Annotated in this window: 15 protein-coding genes; 8 read left to right on the plus strand and 7 right to left on the minus strand. The window is 73.2% G+C overall.

Annotation, left to right across the window (positions count from 1 at the left end):
• Nucleotides 1–283: 283 nt before the first annotated feature.
• Together BMY61_RS30105 and BMY61_RS30110 are read left to right on the plus strand one after the other, a co-directional pair.
• Entirely contained in the window at nt 284–1,981 is a 1,698-nt protein-coding gene (locus BMY61_RS30105; protein WP_236655969.1) for a class I adenylate-forming enzyme family protein, read from the plus strand.
• A 23-nt stretch (nt 1,982–2,004) separates the two neighbouring features.
• Nucleotides 2,005–3,270 carry an MFS transporter gene (locus BMY61_RS30110; protein ID WP_042446221.1) on the plus strand — a complete coding sequence of 422 codons (1,266 nt, stop codon included), beginning with the start codon at nt 2,005–2,007 and terminating at the stop codon, nt 3,268–3,270.
• Here BMY61_RS30110 and BMY61_RS30115 read toward each other — a convergent pair.
• From BMY61_RS30115 to BMY61_RS30145, 7 genes are read right to left on the minus strand one after another with little or no spacing between them, the layout of a single operon-like run.
• Nucleotides 3,245–3,718, minus strand: coding sequence for a hotdog fold thioesterase (locus tag BMY61_RS30115; RefSeq protein WP_236655970.1), 474 nt, complete (start codon nt 3,716–3,718; stop codon nt 3,245–3,247). The genes BMY61_RS30110 and BMY61_RS30115 overlap by 26 nt on opposite strands.
• Complete coding sequence (locus tag BMY61_RS30120; RefSeq protein WP_042446224.1) at nt 3,715–5,178, minus strand: FAD-dependent oxidoreductase; 1,464 nt, start codon at nt 5,176–5,178, stop codon at nt 3,715–3,717. Before BMY61_RS30120 ends, BMY61_RS30115 begins: the two co-directional genes overlap by 4 nt.
• Complete coding sequence (locus tag BMY61_RS30125) at nt 5,175–5,402, minus strand: (2Fe-2S)-binding protein (protein WP_042446226.1); 228 nt, start codon at nt 5,400–5,402, stop codon at nt 5,175–5,177. Before BMY61_RS30125 ends, BMY61_RS30120 begins: the two co-directional genes overlap by 4 nt.
• Nucleotides 5,399–6,622 carry an NAD(P)/FAD-dependent oxidoreductase gene (locus tag BMY61_RS30130; protein ID WP_236655971.1) on the minus strand — a complete coding sequence of 408 codons (1,224 nt, stop codon included), beginning with the start codon at nt 6,620–6,622 and terminating at the stop codon, nt 5,399–5,401. The genes BMY61_RS30125 and BMY61_RS30130 overlap by 4 nt, the downstream gene beginning before the upstream one ends.
• Nucleotides 6,619–7,890: an MFS transporter gene (locus tag BMY61_RS30135; protein ID WP_042446230.1), complete on the minus strand. Its 1,272-nt coding sequence runs from the start codon at nt 7,888–7,890 to the stop codon at nt 6,619–6,621. Before BMY61_RS30135 ends, BMY61_RS30130 begins: the two co-directional genes overlap by 4 nt.
• Nucleotides 7,887–8,714, minus strand: coding sequence for a phytanoyl-CoA dioxygenase family protein (locus tag BMY61_RS30140; RefSeq protein ID WP_042446233.1), 828 nt, complete (start codon nt 8,712–8,714; stop codon nt 7,887–7,889). The genes BMY61_RS30135 and BMY61_RS30140 overlap by 4 nt, the downstream gene beginning before the upstream one ends.
• 51 nt (nt 8,715–8,765) lie before the next feature.
• The gene (locus tag BMY61_RS30145; RefSeq protein WP_042446235.1) at nt 8,766–9,767 is read right to left on the minus strand and encodes a proline racemase family protein; all 1,002 of its coding nucleotides are present in this window, start codon (nt 9,765–9,767) and stop codon (nt 8,766–8,768) included.
• A gap of 397 nt (nt 9,768–10,164) precedes the next feature.
• Here BMY61_RS30145 and BMY61_RS30150 point away from each other — a divergent pair, with 397 nt between their 5' ends.
• The 6 genes from BMY61_RS30150 to BMY61_RS30175 are packed head-to-tail and all read left to right on the plus strand — an operon-like array spanning nt 10,165 to nt 16,529.
• Complete coding sequence (locus BMY61_RS30150) at nt 10,165–11,508, plus strand: bifunctional folylpolyglutamate synthase/dihydrofolate synthase (RefSeq protein WP_161791239.1); 1,344 nt, start codon at nt 10,165–10,167, stop codon at nt 11,506–11,508.
• A complete protein-coding gene (gene folP / locus BMY61_RS30155) occupies nt 11,505–12,410 on the plus strand; it encodes a dihydropteroate synthase (protein ID WP_042446238.1) in 906 nt (301 codons plus the stop codon). The genes BMY61_RS30150 and folP overlap by 4 nt, the downstream gene beginning before the upstream one ends.
• A 42-nt stretch (nt 12,411–12,452) precedes the next feature.
• Nucleotides 12,453–13,088: a GTP cyclohydrolase I FolE gene (folE, locus tag BMY61_RS30160; protein ID WP_042446241.1), complete on the plus strand. Its 636-nt coding sequence runs from the start codon at nt 12,453–12,455 to the stop codon at nt 13,086–13,088.
• On the plus strand, nt 13,085–13,891 hold the full coding sequence (locus tag BMY61_RS30165) for an SDR family NAD(P)-dependent oxidoreductase (protein ID WP_042446243.1): 807 nt from the start codon (nt 13,085–13,087) through the stop codon (nt 13,889–13,891). Before folE ends, BMY61_RS30165 begins: the two co-directional genes overlap by 4 nt.
• Nucleotides 13,892–13,933: 42 nt before the next feature.
• A complete protein-coding gene (locus BMY61_RS30170) occupies nt 13,934–15,166 on the plus strand; it encodes an ATP-grasp domain-containing protein (protein WP_052438604.1) in 1,233 nt (410 codons plus the stop codon).
• A gap of 19 nt (nt 15,167–15,185) precedes the next feature.
• Entirely contained in the window at nt 15,186–16,529 is a 1,344-nt protein-coding gene (locus BMY61_RS30175) for a M20/M25/M40 family metallo-hydrolase (protein ID WP_042446246.1), read from the plus strand.
• The last annotated feature ends 24 nt before the right edge of the window (nt 16,530–16,553 follow it).

The following is a 16,553-nucleotide window of genomic DNA, read 5'->3' on the forward strand; positions in this document are numbered from 1 at the left end:
TCAGTTCACGACCTGAGCGGCCAGACCGAATGTTCGGACGGTAGCTCATCATACTTGACACGAGCGCGCCAGGGCTACCAGGATTGTTGATCGCCTGCCCGGACAGGCTGGTCAGGTCGCCTGCGACCGGTCGTACAACTCCGGCGGACCTCAGCAGGGTTGGCTGGGCCGCAGCTGATCGGTCGCACGTACGGGCCGTCGTCCGGCCCGCGCTTCGTGCTGCCCTCGCGGCCTCCCCCGCCTGCCCGCGGGAACCACTCCATTTCTCGAGGGAGCATGCTCCGTGCCGAAACCGTCACCCTTCACCGAATCCACACTTCGCCCCTCCGCCGCACGCGAAGAACTCGCCGGGCGCCGATTCGGCGGCGGCAATGCGTGGCGCGTCGCCCTGGAGACGAGTGACAATCCCGAAGCCACGGCCCTGGTCGTCGACCGCCCGTTGCTGGACGCGGCGGGAGAGGAACGGGAGTTCTTCAGCCTGGCCGGGCTCAACGCGCTGGCCGAGGCCTGGTCGGCCTGGTACCACGCCCAGGGCGTGCGCCCGCGCGACCGGGTCGTGGTCTGGCTCGAGGACACCTTCGAGGACCAGGTCCACCTGACCGCGCTCGCCCAGATCGGTGCGATCGCCGTCCTGCTCAACGGGCGCATGGTGCCCGAGTTCGCGCTCGCCCTGATCGAGCGCGCGGCGCCGGTCGGCCTCTACACCGACAGTGCGCACCTGGAGCTGCTGCAGGGCCGCCACGAGCGCACCGCAAGCCTGCGCTGGACCACGACGCGCCGTCAGATCGGCGCGCTCACCGCGCCCGCGCTGCCCGCCGAGGCCTGGTACGCGCACCAGGACGAGGACCCGGTGGTCCTGTGCCACACCTCGGGCACCACCGGCGTGCCCAAGCTGGTGGTGTGGACCCACCGACAGAGCGTCGCGGGCGCCCGCTTCCGACTGGCCAGCCACCCGGAGCCGGCCGACTCGGTGATGCTGTCGGCGATCGCGCAGTCCCACTCCGGCGCGATCGCGTTCACCTACTACGCGCTGCTCGCGGGCCTGCCGTTGATCTCCGTCGCCGACCGCAGCCCGGCGGGGGTCACCAAGTCCGTTGCCGCCTACCGGCCGACGACCGTCCTGGCGTTCCACCAGACGTTCGCCGCCCTGGTCGAGTCCGACCCCGACCCGGCCGACTTCGCCTCCGTGGCCGACTGGATGAACACCGGCGACTCCGCCCACGACGCGCACATCCGCGAACTGATCAAGCTGGGTCGCCGGACCGTGGAGGGCAAGGAGGTCCTCGGCTCGGTCTTCGGCGACGCGCTGGGCGCCTCCGAGCTCGGCTGGGCGGCCCTGCGCCGCGTCGTCACCGGCGACTCCCCGCAGAGCCCGCGCTACCTCGGCAAGCCGGTCGCCCTCGCGGAGGTCGCCGTGCTGCGGGAGGACGGCTCCCCCGCGGCCGACAGCGAGGTCGGCCTGCTCGCCGTGCGCAGCGAGTCGCTCTCCCCCGGATACTGGAACGACTCCGACACCTACTACCGGGGCCGGCTGGGCGGTTGGAAGCTCACCGGCGACCTGGCCTACCGGACCGGGGACGACGACTTCTTCCACGTGGACCGCGAGATCGACCGGATCCGCACCCGCGACGGCGACGGCTACTCGGTGCTGATGGAGGAGACGCTGCTGCTGGCCCTCCCCGAGATCTCCGACTGCGCCGTGGCGGCCGGGCAGGACGGCGAGCTGACCGTGCCGGTGGCGATCGTCCGGCCGCGGCGGACCGAGGTCGACCCGCAGGAGTTGCTCGCCCGGGCCAACCAGGCCCTCGCGGAGCAGGGCCAGCCGTCGCTCGCCCTGCTGGAGCTCGCCTCGGAGACCGCCGACATCCCGGTGGGACCGACCGAGAAGGTGCTCAAGCGTCAACTGCGGGAGCGGTACGTCGATCTGCGCGGTTACGCCGCGACCCGCCCGAGTCGGCACGTCGCCATGAGCGGCCAGTAGTCACGCAGAGCCAGGAGAGACACATGGGTGTACGGGGAATAGCGGCCACGCTGCCCAGCGGCGCGGCCCGTCGGCCGGTGCTGCTGATGGCGCTCGGATCCTTCACGCTGGGCACGGACGCCTTCGTGATCAGCGGAGTGCTGCCGTCCGTGGGCAAGGACCTCGGCGTGGGCGTGGCCACCGCCGGACTGCTGATCACGGTGTTCGCGGCGGTCTACGCCCTGGCCGCGCCGGTCCTGGCGGTCGGCACCGGCAGCCTGGACCGGCGGAGGGTGCTGGTCGGTTCGCTGGGCGGCTTCGTGGCCGCGAACCTGATGGCGGCGCTGGCGCCGGACTACACGGTCATGATGATCGCCCGGGTGCTGGCGGCCTTCTCGGCCGCCCTCTACATGCCGGCGGCCTCCGCCAGCGCGGCGGCGATCGTCGAACCCGCGGAGCGGGGCCGGGCGTTGACCGCCGTCCTCGGCGGCCTGACCCTCGCCAGCGCCCTCGGTGTGCCGATCGGCACGACCATCGGCAGCCTCGCCGACTGGCGTGCGACGTTCGTCTTCGTCGCCGCGCTGAGCCTGGTCGCGCTGGCCGGCATCGCCCGCGCGCTGCCGGCGGTCCCCTCCGCCGGGGTCGCCTCGCTGCGCGACCGCGCCAAGGCCGCGGCCCTGCCCGGGATCCCGGGCATCCTGCTCGGCAGTGTGCTGACCTTCTGCGCCATGTTCGTGCTCTACGCCTACCTGGCGTGGTTCGCCCAGCACACCGCCGGGATCCAGGGCGGCGCGGTCACCTGGGTCTACCTGGTCTACGGCGTCTGCGGCGTGGTGTCCAACCAGGCGGCCGGCTGGCTGATCGACCGCTATCCGCCACAGCGGGTCGCCATGGCCGCCACCGCGCTGCTCGTGCCGGTGCTCGGCCTCGCGGTGGTGCTGGCCCGCACCGGCGGAACGGGCCTCGTCCCGGCCGCGCTGCTGTACCTGGTCGTGGTGCTGTGGTCGTTGATCGGTTGGACCGTCAATCCCGCCCAGCAGAAGCGGCTGATCAACGCGGGCGGACAGCACGCGCCGGTGGTGCTCTCCCTCAGCGGGTCCGCCGTCTACTCCGGCCAGGCGCTCGGCAGTCTCGTCGGCGGCCTGATGCTCGTGCACGGCGCCACCCCGCTGGCGGTGGCCGCGCTGGCCCTCCAGGTCCTGACGCTCGCGGTGATGGCGCTCTCCGTCCGTTCCCGGCGGGCCGGGGCCGCGGCCGCGCCGGAGAGCGCCCAGCATGACTCGGTCAGAGCGGGCGGATCGCGCAGCTGACCCGGACCGTGCACAGGCGCCGCTGCCTGGCGTCCTTGATCAGTACCTCGTACGTGGCCGTGGTCGGCCCCAGGTGGATCGCCGTCGCCTCACCGTGCACCAGCCCCGAACGGGCGGGCCGGTGGTGCGTCGCGCTCACCTCGGCGCCGACCGCCACGCGGGTGCGTCCCGCGTGCAGGATGGCCGCGATGGACGCCAGCGTCTCGGCGAACGCCAGCGACGCCCCGCCGTGCAGCAGCCGGTAGGGCTGGGTGTTGCCCTCCACCGGCATCGTGCCGCTCGCCCGCTCCGCGGTGGCCTCGGTGATCCGCATCCCGAGCTTCTCGTAGAGCGTGTCCGGGCTGCACCCGCGCTCCTGCAGCAACTCGACGAGCGCGGCCGGCAGATGGTCGGGGAACTCCTCGGTGGTCTCCTCGTGCCGCGTCTCGACGGTCACTGCCTCGGTCACGCCCCACCCCTGTTCGCTCGCTGTGTCCCGCACGGTTCGACGGGCTTCATCCTATGTGCTGATGTACTGTCAACCAGCTCCACGGCCACCGGCTCCGAGGCGAGGTCGCCGAGCCGGACGGGCACGGCGACCGGGCGGTGGTCACCGGCGCCTTCGACGCCGAGCAGTTCCTCGACCGTCCGACCGCAGACGCGGCCCTGGCACATCCCCAGCCCGGCCCGGGTGGTCAGCCTCAGAGAGCGCATCCCCGCGGACCCGGTCGCCGCGGCCACCTCCCGCAGCGTGCCCACGGTGACCCCCTCGCAGCGGCAGACGGTCGTGGCGTCGTCGAGCCAGCCCCTCCAGCCGGGCCGGACCGCGTGGGCGGCCTCGAGCCGACGCGCGAAGGCCGCGTGGACCCGGCGCAGCCGCCGGATCCCGCGCAGCCCCGGGTCCGCGACGTCGCCACCGGCGGCGCAGTGCCCGGCCACGGCGCCCTCGGCGAGCGCCAGGTGCGCCCCGCCGGTGCCGGTGATCTCACCGGCCGCGTAGACGCCGGGGACGCTGGTGCGCTGGGCCGCGTCCACCAGGACGGCGCGCCCGGATGCGATCCGGCACCCCGCGGCGACCGCCAGCTCCAGGCGCGGCGTGAACCCGTGGCTGACGCAGACGGCGTCGACCTCCAGCTCGCGCCCGGTACCGGGCACCGGTGCCCACTCCGCGTCCAGGGCGGCGACGGTGACGGACTCGACCCGCTGCGCGCCGTGCGCGGCCACCACGGCGGAGGCGGTGCGGTAGGGGATGCGGTGCCGCGCGTGGGCGAGGGCGTAGCGGCCGAGTTCGAGGGTCTTGCCCAGGGCGCCGGCCGACTCCCAGGGGCGCGACAGGTAGCCGTCGGCCAGTCGGCCGAGCGAGGCGGCCTCGTGGACGCCGACGACACGCGCCCCGGCTGCCGCCAGCGAGACGGCCGCGGGGAGCAGGAACGGGCCCGCACCGGCGACCAGCACGCGCCGCCCGACCGGGAGGCCCTCGCCCTTGGCCAGCGTCTGCGCCGCGCCCGCCGTGAACACCCCCGGGAGGTCCCACCCCGGGAACGGCAGGGTCCGGTCGTGCGCGCCGGTGGCCAGCACCAGTGCCTGCGGGGCCAGTACCAGCCGCCGGTTCTCCCCGTCCGGGCTCTCCTGCAGCAGGTGCACCTCGGGTGGCAGCCCCGGTCGCTGCTCCAGCGCCCAGACCTGGGTGCCCGTCAGCACCCGGCAGCCGGGGTCGGCGGCCAGGCGTTCCCGCAGGACGGCGAAGCGGCGCGCGTCGTTGCCGGGGAGCGGCCCGTCGCCGCCGGGGCCCTCCGGCGGCCGTCGCCAGTACTGGCCGCCCACCTGGGCCATCGCGTCCACCAGCACGACCTCGGCGCCTCGGCCGCGGGCGCGGACGGCGGCCGCCAGGCCCGCCGGGCCCGCGCCGATCACCACGACCTGCGTCATGGCCGCTCCCCTTCCCGGCCGCCCTGCACGGCCACCACGTCGCCCTCGCGCGCGGGGCGTTGACAGGCGCGCACGTCCGGCACGCCGTTGACGGTGACGAGGCAGCCGAAGCAGATGCCGATGCCGCAGAACACGCCGCACGGCTCGCCCGCGGCGAGCAGCACGCCCGCGATCGTCTGGCCGGGCCGCCCTTCCAGGAGTCGTCCGTCGAACTCGATCGTCATCCGTGTTCCGTCCCTGCGGCGGTGGGCGGTGCGGTGGAGGTGAGGACGTACCGGTCGACGGCGAACGGCGTGGCCGCGAGCGTCGGGGTCCGGTCCAGCAGCAGGTCGCGCAGCAGCTCCGCGGTGGCGGCCGACAGCCCGATGCCGGCCCCCTCGTGCCCGGTCGCATGCCACAGGCCCGGCAGCCGCGGGTCGGGGCCGATCACGGGCAGGTGGTCCGGCGTGTACGGGCGGAAGCCTCCGTAGGCCCGCTGCACGGGCACGTCCGCGAGGAAGGGGAAGAGCCGCAGCGCCCTGGCGGCGAGCTCGCGCAGCACGCGGACCCGCAGCGTCGCGTCGAACCCGACGTGCTCGCGGGAGGAGCCGATCAGGACCGTGCCGGCCGGTGTGGACTCCACGACGCCGGAGGTCTGCAGGTCCTCGGCGCCGGAGGCGACCGCCCCGACGTAGTCGGCGTCGTAGACCTTGTGGAACACCCGCTGCGGCATCCGCGCGGTCACCAGCACCACGCCGCGTCGCGGCAGCACCGGCAGGTCCACCCCGAGACGGGCGGCGACCTCGCCGGACCACGGTCCGGCCGCGACGACCACCTGGTCCGCCGCGATGTCGCCGCCCGTGGTGCGCAGGCCGACGAGCCGCCCACGGGCCACGACCGGCCCGAGGACCTCGCAGCCGACGCGTAGCCGTGCGCCGTGGAGGCGGGCCGACGCGAGCAGGGCCTCGGTGGCGACGACCGGCTGGATCTGGGCGTCCTCCGGATAGTGCACGACCGCGGCCGGATCCGGCGTCAGCCAGGGCTCCAGCGCCAGGGCCTGGTCCGCCGACAGCTCCGTCGCGAGCACACCCGCGTCGCGCTGCGCGGCGGCGAAACCGGTCAGGCCGGCCGCGCCCTCGGCGGTCGTCGCCACCACCAGACCGCCCTTGGGCTCGTACTCCAGCGCGGGAAAGCGGGGGCCGAGCTCCTCGGTGAGCTCGGCGGCCAGCGCGGGCCAGAGGCCCGCCGAGTGCCGCGCGAGCTCCAGCTCCGGTCCCGGCGCCTTGTCGGAGACGAGGATGTTGCCCTCGCCGCTCGCCGAGGTCCCGCACGCGGCCGGGCCGCGGTCGAGGACCGTCACGCCGACCCCCGCCAGGGCGAGCGCCCGGGCCACGGCGGCGCCGACGATCCCGGCGCCCACGACCACCACCTCGGCGCCGGGAGTCATCGCGGCACCGGGAGTCATCGCGACACCGGCACGGCCTGCTCGGCCGCGGGCTCGGGCGTGCGGGACAGGGTGCGCAGGGGGCTGCGCCACAGCCAGAAGGCGCCGGAGAGCGAGCCGAGCCCGGCGAGCAGGATCGTCTCGCGGACGCCCAGGCGGGTACCGAGCAGTCCGCCGAGCATCGCGCCCAGCGGCATCCCGCCCCAGACCACCCAGCGGAACGTGGCGTTCATCCGGCCCTGCAGCTCCGGCGGGCACATCTGCTGCCGCAGGCTGATCGCCGCCGTGTTGAAGACGACGACCCCGGCGAAGCCGGCGAAGCCGACCGCGCCCGCGACGAGCAGTCCCCAGCCGGGCGTGGCGCAGGGCAGCAGGGCGAAGGCCCCGCTGAACCAGAGCTTGGCGTGGAGGATCACCCGGGCGTTGCCGAACCGCCGGACGAGCCGCGGCGCGAGGACGCCGCCCAGGACCCCGCCCACCCCTCCGGCGGCCTGCACGACGCCGACCACGGTCGGCGCGCCGTGCAGGTCACGCACCAGGAAGAGCACGAACAGCGCGCTGGTCATGGTGGAGAAGAGCACCGAGGTGCCGCCGTTCAGCAGCAGGGCGCGCAGGATCCGGTCGCGCCAGATGACCCGCAGGCCCTCGGCGATGTCCTCGCGCACCGAGAGGCGGGCCGTCCGGGCCGCGGGGCGGCGCATGTCGCCGCGGACCCCGACCAGGCTCGCGCAGCTGACGACGAACGAGCACGCGTCGACGACCACGGCCCCGACCGCGCCCAGGGCCGCGAGCAGCACGCCGCCCACGCTCGCACCGGTGATCTGGGCCACCGAGGTGGAGATCTGCAGCTTGCTGTTGCCGTCCGCGAGCTGCGCCGGCTCCACCAGAGCGGGGACCAGGGTCGGGTAGGCGATGCCGAAGAGCACGCTCAGCACCCCCGACACCGTGGCGACGAGGTACAGCTGCGGCATGCCGAGCGCGTGCATCCCTGCCGCGAGGGGCACCGTGAGCAGCACCAGCGCCCGGGCCAGATCCGTCCAGATCATCACCCGGCGCTTGGAGGCGCGCTCGATCAACGCCCCGGCGGGCAGCGCGAACAGGATGAACGGCAGGGTGGCGAACACCTGCAGCGCCGCGACCTCGAGGGTGCTGCGGTGGAGGGTGACGACGGCGAGGTAGGGCAGCGCGAAGGTCGTGACGGCGGTGCCGGCCTCGCTGACGGTCTGCCCACCCCAGAGCAGCACGAAGTTCCGGTTGCGCCACAGGCTCGGCCCGCCGGGCGGGGTCATCCCGACTCCACGCCGAGGCGCGGGTCGTCCACGGGGGTGACCGGCTCGGTGTCACGACCGACCAGGAACGCCGGCCGGGTCGGCTGCGCCGGGGCGTTGTCGACGGCGTTGTAGGTGATGAGCAGCAGCGCGCGCCGGTCCGGGGACCGGTTGTTCGACGACGCGTGGACGATGCTCGGGTGGAAGGCGTGCACACTGCCGGCCGGTCCGAGGATCGTCCGTCGTCCCATCCGTCGCTCCAGCTCCTCGGCGCGGTCGGTGCGGACGGTGTAGGCCAGGTCGGCGGAGACGTGGGAGCGCCAGTCGGCCCGCCCGTCCGGTTCGCCGTCGCGCTCGGGCAGGTCGAACAGGCCGAGTCGGTGCGTCCCGGGCAGGACCACCAGCGGCCCGTTGTCCGCGTGGACCTCGTCGAGCGGGACGGCGAGGTTGACCGCCCGGTCCGTCGGCATCCTGTCCTCCTCGCTCCAGAAGGCGAAGTCCTGGTGCCAGGGCCAGGCGGCGCCCTCACGGGCCTGCTTCAGGTTGACCTTGAACTGGTAGACGTACACCGGGCCGCCGACCAGTGTCTCGGCCAGCCCCAGCAGCAGCGGGTGGCGCACCAGCGCGGCGCACAACTCGTCGTAGGCGTGACAGCCGTGGATGCCGCGCACGGCTCCGCCGTCGCGCTCGTGGACGACCTCCGGCCGGTCCTCCTGACAGAGCAGGTCGATGCGACGACGCAGCAGGTCCACGGCGTCGGGGCCGAACCGGAACGGGCTGCGGCACCACCCCTCGGTCGTGTAGGCGTCCTTCAGCTCGGCGCTCTCGGCGAGGAGCGTGGGCATGGCGTGTTACCCCCGTTGGTCGATACGTCGATGCGGTCTGTGGTCGAGGCGTCAGAGCACGAAGCCGCGCGGGAACGGATCCGCGGGGTCCAGGACGTACTGCGCGGTCCCGGTGATCCAGGCGCGGCCCTCGATGGTGGGCGTGACCGCCGGCCGTCCGGCGATGCCGGTCTCCTCGATCAGCCGCCCGGTGAACCGGGTGCCCAGCAGCGACTCGTTGACGAAGTCCTGATGCAGCGACAGCTCGCCGCGTGCGTGCAACTGCGCCATGCGGGCCGAGGTTCCGGTCCCGCACGGCGAGCGGTCGAACCAGCCGGGATGGATCACCATCGCGTTGCGGCTGTCCGCACCGTCGGTACCGGGTGCCGTGATCTGCACGTGCTTGCAGCCCGCGATGGCGGGATCCGCCACATGGACGGGCCTGCGCTGCTCGTTGACGGCGGCCATCAGCGCGAGCCCGGCCTCCAGCAGCCGGGCCTTCTCCGACCGGTCGAACGCGATGCCCAACTCGGCTGCGGGAAGGATCGCGTAGAAGTTCCCACCGAACGCGGAGTCGTAGCGGACGGTGCCGTACCCGGGCACCTCGACGGTGGCGTCGAGCTCGTCGACGTACGCAGGAACGTTCTGGATCCGCACCGAACGGGCTTCGCCCTCGCGCACGGTGACCTCGGCCACGACCAGGCCGGCCGGTGTGTCCAGCCGGATGCGGGTGATCGGCTCGGTCACCTCGACCATACCGGTCTCCACCAACACGGTCGCCACACCGATGGTCCCGTGCCCGCACATGGGCAGACATCCGGAGGACTCGATGTAGAGAACCCCCCAGTCCGCGTCCGGGCGGGTCGGCGGCTGCAGGATCGCGCCGCTCATGGCCGCGTGGCCCCGCGGCTCGTTGACGAGCAGCTCGCGGATGTGGTCGTAGGACCGGATGAACGTGAGTCGTTTCTCTGCCATGTCGGCCCCGGGAATGGAACCGATCCCCCCGGTCACGACCCGGGTCGGCATCCCCTCGGTATGGGAATCGACGGCGGACAAGAGGCGCCGCATGCGCATGAGCTATTCCGTTTCCCCGTTGTGCGACTCCCCCCGAGAGAGCCGCCGGACGACGCTACGCACCGCCCGGATGCCGAGACAACCGCCAGCCGGGGGCCCCCGGACGGAGGGGTTCTGTTGAGGGTTGAAGCATCAATGCGGGTAGACAATTTGCCGCTTGACGTGACGGCCGCGGATGTGCGGAGATGTCTCCGGTCCACGGGGAGGCAAGGGACTCACGAGTGCTGCCATGAGCGCACTTTTACTGCGACGGCTCTGCGCACTGCAGCAATGGTCGGCTTTGACCTTGCATTCGGTCGCACATTCGGCCGCGTTGATCCGCTATTCCCGCATCGGCCGCGAAACCGCCGCATTGTGCGCACACCTGCACATTCACAGCACGGGAACACGGGGGACAATGACGACTTCTTCGATCACACCGGATCTGCTGTACGACGCGGTCGCCGCCATCTCACGGCCTCGTCGTATGGACGAGGAGATGGACGCGGACCGGGTGAACCGCCTGATGGCCGTCCTGGGTGACCCGCAGGAACGGCTCCGCGTCGTCCATGTCGGCGGTACCGCCGGCAAGGGCTCCACCTCACGCATGATCGCGGCCATGCTGCGCGCCGGAGGCTACCGCGTCGGCCTGCACACCAAGCCCCACCTGCACTCCCTCACCGAGCGCTTCCTCGTCGACGGCGTGCCGATCGACGCGGACGAACTACTGGACCGCACCCGCGATCTGGGGGAGCGCCTGGGCGACATCGGGCCCACCTGGTTCGAGGCCGTCTCCGGGCTGGCGCTGCGATACTTCGCGGACTGTGACGTCGACGTCGCCGTCGTCGAGGTCGGCATGGGCGGCAGCACCGACGCGACCAACGTGGTGCACCCCTGGGTGAGCGTCATCACCAACGTCGGCGACGACCACGTGGACCTGCTCGGCGGCACCCTGCGGGAGGTCGCCCGGGAGAAGGCCGGGATCGTCAAGCCCGGCTGCACCGCGATCTCGGGGGTGACCCAGCCGGACCTGGCCGAGGTCATCCGCGAGCGTGCGGCCGCCGTGGGCGCCGGCGTCCGGGAGGCCGGCGTCGACATCCACGTCACCGAGGCGCAGGTCGACCACGAGGGCGCCCGCTGGTCGCTGCGGATCGGCGACGAGGAGTTCGCCGGACTGCGACTGCGCGCCGTCGGTCGGCACCAGGTGGACAACGCCGCCCTCGCCGTGGCGGCGGTGCGCGCGCTGGTCCCCTACGGCATCGACGTGCCCGAGGAGCGCTGGCGCGCGGCGCTGGCCAAGGTGCAGATCCCGGGCCGCCTGGAGGCGGTCGGGACGAACCCGCTGGTCCTGATGGACGGGGCCCACTGCCCGCCGAAGCTGGACGCGCTCGCCGCCGCGCTCGAGGAGGCGTTCGACCACTACCGGCCGCGGGTCGGTGTCGTGGCGCTGTCGAAGGCCCAGGACGTGGCCAACTCGCTGCGCGGCCTCGCGGGCCGGCTCACCTCCGTGGTCGCCACCACCTACGTGGGACGGACCGAGTTCGGCACCGCGGTGAGCCGTCCGGCGGAGGACCTGGCCGCCGTGCTGGCCGAGCTCGACCCGGCGCTCGAGATCCACGTCGAGCCGGACCCGGCGAAGGCCTACGAGCAGGCCCGGCTCCTCGCCGGCCCGGACGGGCTGGTGTGCGTCACCGGCTCCTTCGTCCTCGTCGGCCTGGTGCGCGACCCAGAACTGAGTACCGAGCAGGGAGAGCTGGCATGACGACCGACAGGACCCTCCAGGTCGGCGACCTCGAGATCGCCTGGGGCAGCCGCACCTACATCCTCGCCATCCTCAACGCGACGTCCGACTCGTTCAGCGGCGACGGCGTCTACCTCGCCGGCGACGCCGAGGCCGCCGCCGTCGCCCGCGCCCGGCAGGCGCTGGAGGAGGGCGCGGACCTGGTGGACATCGGCGGTGTGCCGGCCTTCCCCGGCGCCGCGCCCGTCCCGTGGCAGGAGGAGCTCGACCGGGTCGTCCCGATCGTGCGGGCCATCGCCCGCGAGGTCCCGATCGCGATCTCCGTGGACACCTACCAGGCCCGCGTCGCCGAGGCCTCGCTCGACGCCGGCGCCCACCTGATCAACAGCTGCTGGGGCCTGCGCACGACCGAGGGCGGCTGGAACGCGGACCTGGCCAAGGTCGTCGCGGAGCGCGGCGCGCCGCTGATCCTCACCAACCACCCGCCGGCCCAGGGCGCCGTCGTCGGCCCCAACGGCCCCTACTTCCCGCACGTCCCGCTCGACGACGTGCTCGCGGACGTGACGGCCGACCTGCACGCCCAGATCGCCTACGCCCAGGACATGGGCATCCCCGCCGAGCGGCTCATCGCCGACTACGGCCTGGGCATGGGCAAGACGCCGCAGCAGAACCTGCTGCTCTGCCAGTACCTGGAGAGGATGCGGGAGTTCGGCATCCCCACGCTCCTGTCGCACTCCCGCAAGAACTTCATCGGGGAGATCGTCGGCGGCGTGCCGACCGAGCGCGACCCGGCCACCCTCGCGGTCACCGCCCTCGGCATCCAGGCCGGGGTCGACATGATCCGCATCCACAACGTGGCGGCAAACAAGCAGGCGGCGCGGATCTCCGACGCCCTCGTCCGCACCCGGACGACGACGGCCTGATGACGCCCTCCCACGAACCCGCACCGCGCGAAGGAGCACCCCATGTCGACCCTGCTTGACACCACGGCCGAGGAGCCGGAGCTGACGACCGTCTCGCGGCTGCGGGTGAGCCACCAGAGCGAGGGGATCGACCTCGACGAGGCGGAGCGCGCCGCAGCGGCGTTCCTGTCCGCCCTGGGTGTGGCGACCGACAGCGCCAGCCTCAAGGACACCCCGAAGCGCATGGCGCACGCCTACGCGGAGATGTTCTCGCCGCGGCCCTTCGACCTCACCACCTTCCCCAACGACGAGGGCTACGACGAGCTGGTCCTCGCCCGACGGATCCCGGTCCGCTCGGTGTGCGAGCACCACCTGCTCCCGTTCGTGGGCATCGCCCACGTCGGCTACCTGCCGGGCAAGGGCATCCTCGGCCTGTCGAAGCTCGCCCGCGTGGTGGAGCACTTCTCCTGCCGTCCCCAGGTGCAGGAGCGGCTGACCAAGCAGATCGCCGACTGGCTCGACGAGCACCTGGAGCCCAAGGGCGTGGGCGTGGTGATCGAGGCGGAGCACACCTGCATGAGCCTGCGCGGCGTCCGGGCGGTCGGCTCCAACACCGTCACGTCCACGCTGCTGGGAACGCTGCGCAAGGACGCGCGGTCCCGGCAGGAGTTCTTCGCACTGACAGGGATGAACCCGTGACCGACACCCTTCGGCCCGACCAGGCGCGGCCCGACTACGCGCAGCTGTTCCGTCTCGACGGCCGCACCGCGGTCGTGATCGGTGCGGGCAGCGGCATCGGCCGTGAGTCCGCCCAGGCTCTGGCGGCCCAGGGCGCGAGGGTGGTGTGCGCCGACATCGACGGTCCGGCGGCCAAGGAGGTGGCCGCCCTGATCGGCGGCGACGCCACCGCCTACGAGCTCGACGTCCGGGACCGGGAGGCCGTCCAGCGGGCGGCCGAGGAGCTCGGCGACGTCGACGTGCTCGTGCTGACCGCCGGCACCCACGTGCGCAAGCGACTGCTCGACTACTCCGTCGAGGAGTTCGAGCGGGTCATCTCGCTCAACCTGACCGGGACCTTCGACGTCCTGCGGGCCTTCGGGGCGCGGATGGTCGAGCGCGGGCGGGGCAGCATCATCGCGTTCTCCTCGATGCGGGCGGTCACCGTGGAGCCCGGACAGGGCGTCTACTCCGCCAGCAAGGCCGGCGTGGCCCAGCTCATCCGCAGCGCGGCCACCGAGTTCGGGCCGTACGGGGTGCGGGCCAACGCCATCGCCCCCGGCATCATCGAGACCCCGCTGACGGCCCAGATCATGGCGCAGCCGCACTGGTACCAGGCCTACGCCGACAAGAGCGTCCTCGGACGCTGGGGGCGGGCGCCGGAACTGGCCGGTGCCGTGGTCTACCTGGCCTCGGACGCGTCCAGCTTCGTCACGGGGGCCGTGCTCCCCGTCGACGGCGGCTGGACCGTCGCGGACGGCCGTTTCGAACCGCCGGCCACCTGAAGTCCGCTCCCCGCTCCCGAACACACCACGAGAGGCTCCGCCTTGGCTCCGACGCAGCTGCCGCACCTGCTGATCGTCAACAGCGGCCGTCAGGAGTACCGCGAGTACTCCTTCGAGTCGCTGTCCCGCCGGTTCCGGCTCTCCGCCGTGCTGCCCGCCGGGCCGACGTGGCAGGACGCCTACCTGGACCGCGCCGTGGTGACCGACACCTCCGACCCGGCCGCCCTCGGTGAGGCGCTGGCGCAGCTCGGCGCCGACGGCCCCGGCGTCGGTGTCCTCACCTGGGACGAGACCGTGCTGGAGGTGACCGCGCAGGCGGCGGAGAAGCTCGGGCTGCCGCACATGTCCGCCGCGGCCGCGGCGCACTGCCGCGACAAGTACCGCACCCGGAGCCTGATGGCCGAGGCCGGGCTGCCGTCCGTGCGGTACCGCCTGGTCACCTCCGAGGACGAGGCCCTGGCCGCGGCCGAGGAGCTCGGGCTGCCCGTCGTCGTCAAGCCGAGGGCGCTCGCAGGCAGCATGGGTGTGGTGCTGGCGGAGGACGAGCAGCAGGTCCGCGACGCCTACACGCTGGCCGCCGCGGTCGGCTACGCGGACCTGCCGACCGGACACGGCGTCCTGGTGGAGGAGTTCCTGGACGGCCCGGAGGTCGCCATCGACTCGGCGGTCCTCGGCAGCCGGGTCCGGAGCGCCTACGTGGCGAAGAAGGAACTGGCCTTCGCGCCCTACTTCGAGGAGGTCGGGCACCTGGTGAGCGGGTTCACGGACGAGCCCTGGCAGCAGGAGGCCCGGCTGCTCGTCCGCGACGCCCACCGGGCGCTCGGCGTCGAGCACGGCGTGACCCACGCCGAGGTGCGGATGACCGCGGCCGGACCACGGCTGGTGGAGCTCAACGGGCGGCTCGGCGGCGGCCTGATCCCGTGGGCGGGGCAACTCGCCACGGGGATCGATCTCGTGGGCGCCGCAGGCGACCTGGCGGTCGGTAAGGACGTCCTGCTGACGCCCGACCGCCACCGGACGGCGGGCATCCGGTTCCTCTACCCGCCCTTCGACTGCACCGTGCGGGAGATCGACCTGGCCGGTTGCCTGGAGGTACCGGGCGTGGTGCGGGCTCTCACCCTGGCCGGCCCGGGCACCGCGCTGCGACTGCCGCCCAAGGAGGCGATCCCCCGGCTGGCCGTCCTCGTCACCGTCGCCGACGACGAGGACACCTGCCGGCGGGTACTGGACGAGGCGGAGCAGCGCGCGGTCTGCTCACTCGAGCCACTCGCGTAACGGAAAGGGGAAGGGCGACATGGAACACGACAGCCTGATCGCACGGCTGGGCCTGGACTGGGCGAAGGTCGAGTCGGAGGTGGTCGAGCACCTGTCCCGGCTGGTCCGGCTCGACACCAGCAATCCGCCCGGCAACGAGATCGCCGTCGCCGAGTACCTCACCGCCGAACTGGCCGGGGTCGGCGTGCCGGCCCAGGTGCTCCAGGCGGAGCCGGGACGTGCCAACCTGGTCGCCCGGCTGTCCGGGTCGGACCGGCAACCGCCGCTGATGCTGCTGGGCCACGCGGACGTCGTCGGCGCCAACCCGCAGCACTGGAAGCGGCCGCCCTTCTCCGGGGAGATCGCCGACGGCTGCGTCTGGGGCCGCGGCGCCCTGGACATGAAGAGCCAGATCGCCGCCGGCCTGGTGATCGTGAAGCTGCTCCGCTCGCTGGGCCTGACGCTCACCCGCGACATCCTGTACGTGGTCACCGCCGACGAGGAGGCCGGCAGCCACCTGGGCGCGCACTGGCTGTGGGAGAACCACCGCTCCCTCGTCGAGGCCGACATCGCCTTCAACGAGGGCGGCGGGCAGCGCTTCGAGACCCCGACCGGCCCGCTCTTCACCGTCCAGGTCGCCGAGAAGGGCAGCGCCCGGCTTCGCCTGACGGCGGCGGGCTCCCGAGGCCACGCCTCCATCCCCCGCACGGACAACGCGATCTTCCATCTGGCCTCGGGCCTGGTGCGGTTGCAGTCGTTCCAGCCCGACACCCTCGTGTCACCGGCCGCCCGCCGCCTGCTGGGCATGCTCGCCGAGGCGTACCCGGACGCGGCGCCGGCGATCGCGAACCTGGTCGAGGAGCCCACCTGGGCCAAGGTCACCGGGCTCGACATCGACCCCACGCTGCGCGAGTACGTGCTCGCCGGCACGCACAACACCGCGGTGCCCACCCTGCTCTCGGCCGGTGAGCGGATCAATGTGACGCCGGTCGAGGCCTCCGTGGAGCTGGACTGCCGCCTGCTGCCGGGCGAGGAGCCCGAGCGGTGGGCCCGGGTGATCCAGGGTGTGGTCGGCGACCGGGTCGAGGTGACGGTCGTGCGCGGGCGCGCCAGCGCGCCGGTGCGCGACGACGCGCAGACCCTGGACATCCTCGGCGCGGCCATCGCCGCCGCGGAGCCCGGCGCGCGGATCCTGCCGTACATCAACTCCGCCTCGAGCGACGCCAGGGCGCTGCCCGGGGTGAAGGTCTTCGGTTTCTTCCCCTCGGCCAGCGACGTCGACTACATGCGACTGATCCACGGCACCGACGAGCACGCCCGGATCAGCGACCTCTCCTTCGGTACGCGCTGCCTCTTCGAGGCCGTGCTGCGTGCCGCCACCTGAAAGGCCGCCACATGAGAGAAGGGG

It is taken from the genome of Streptacidiphilus jiangxiensis, from assembly GCF_900109465.1.
In the GTDB taxonomy this organism is placed as follows: domain Bacteria; phylum Actinomycetota; class Actinomycetes; order Streptomycetales; family Streptomycetaceae; genus Streptacidiphilus; species Streptacidiphilus jiangxiensis.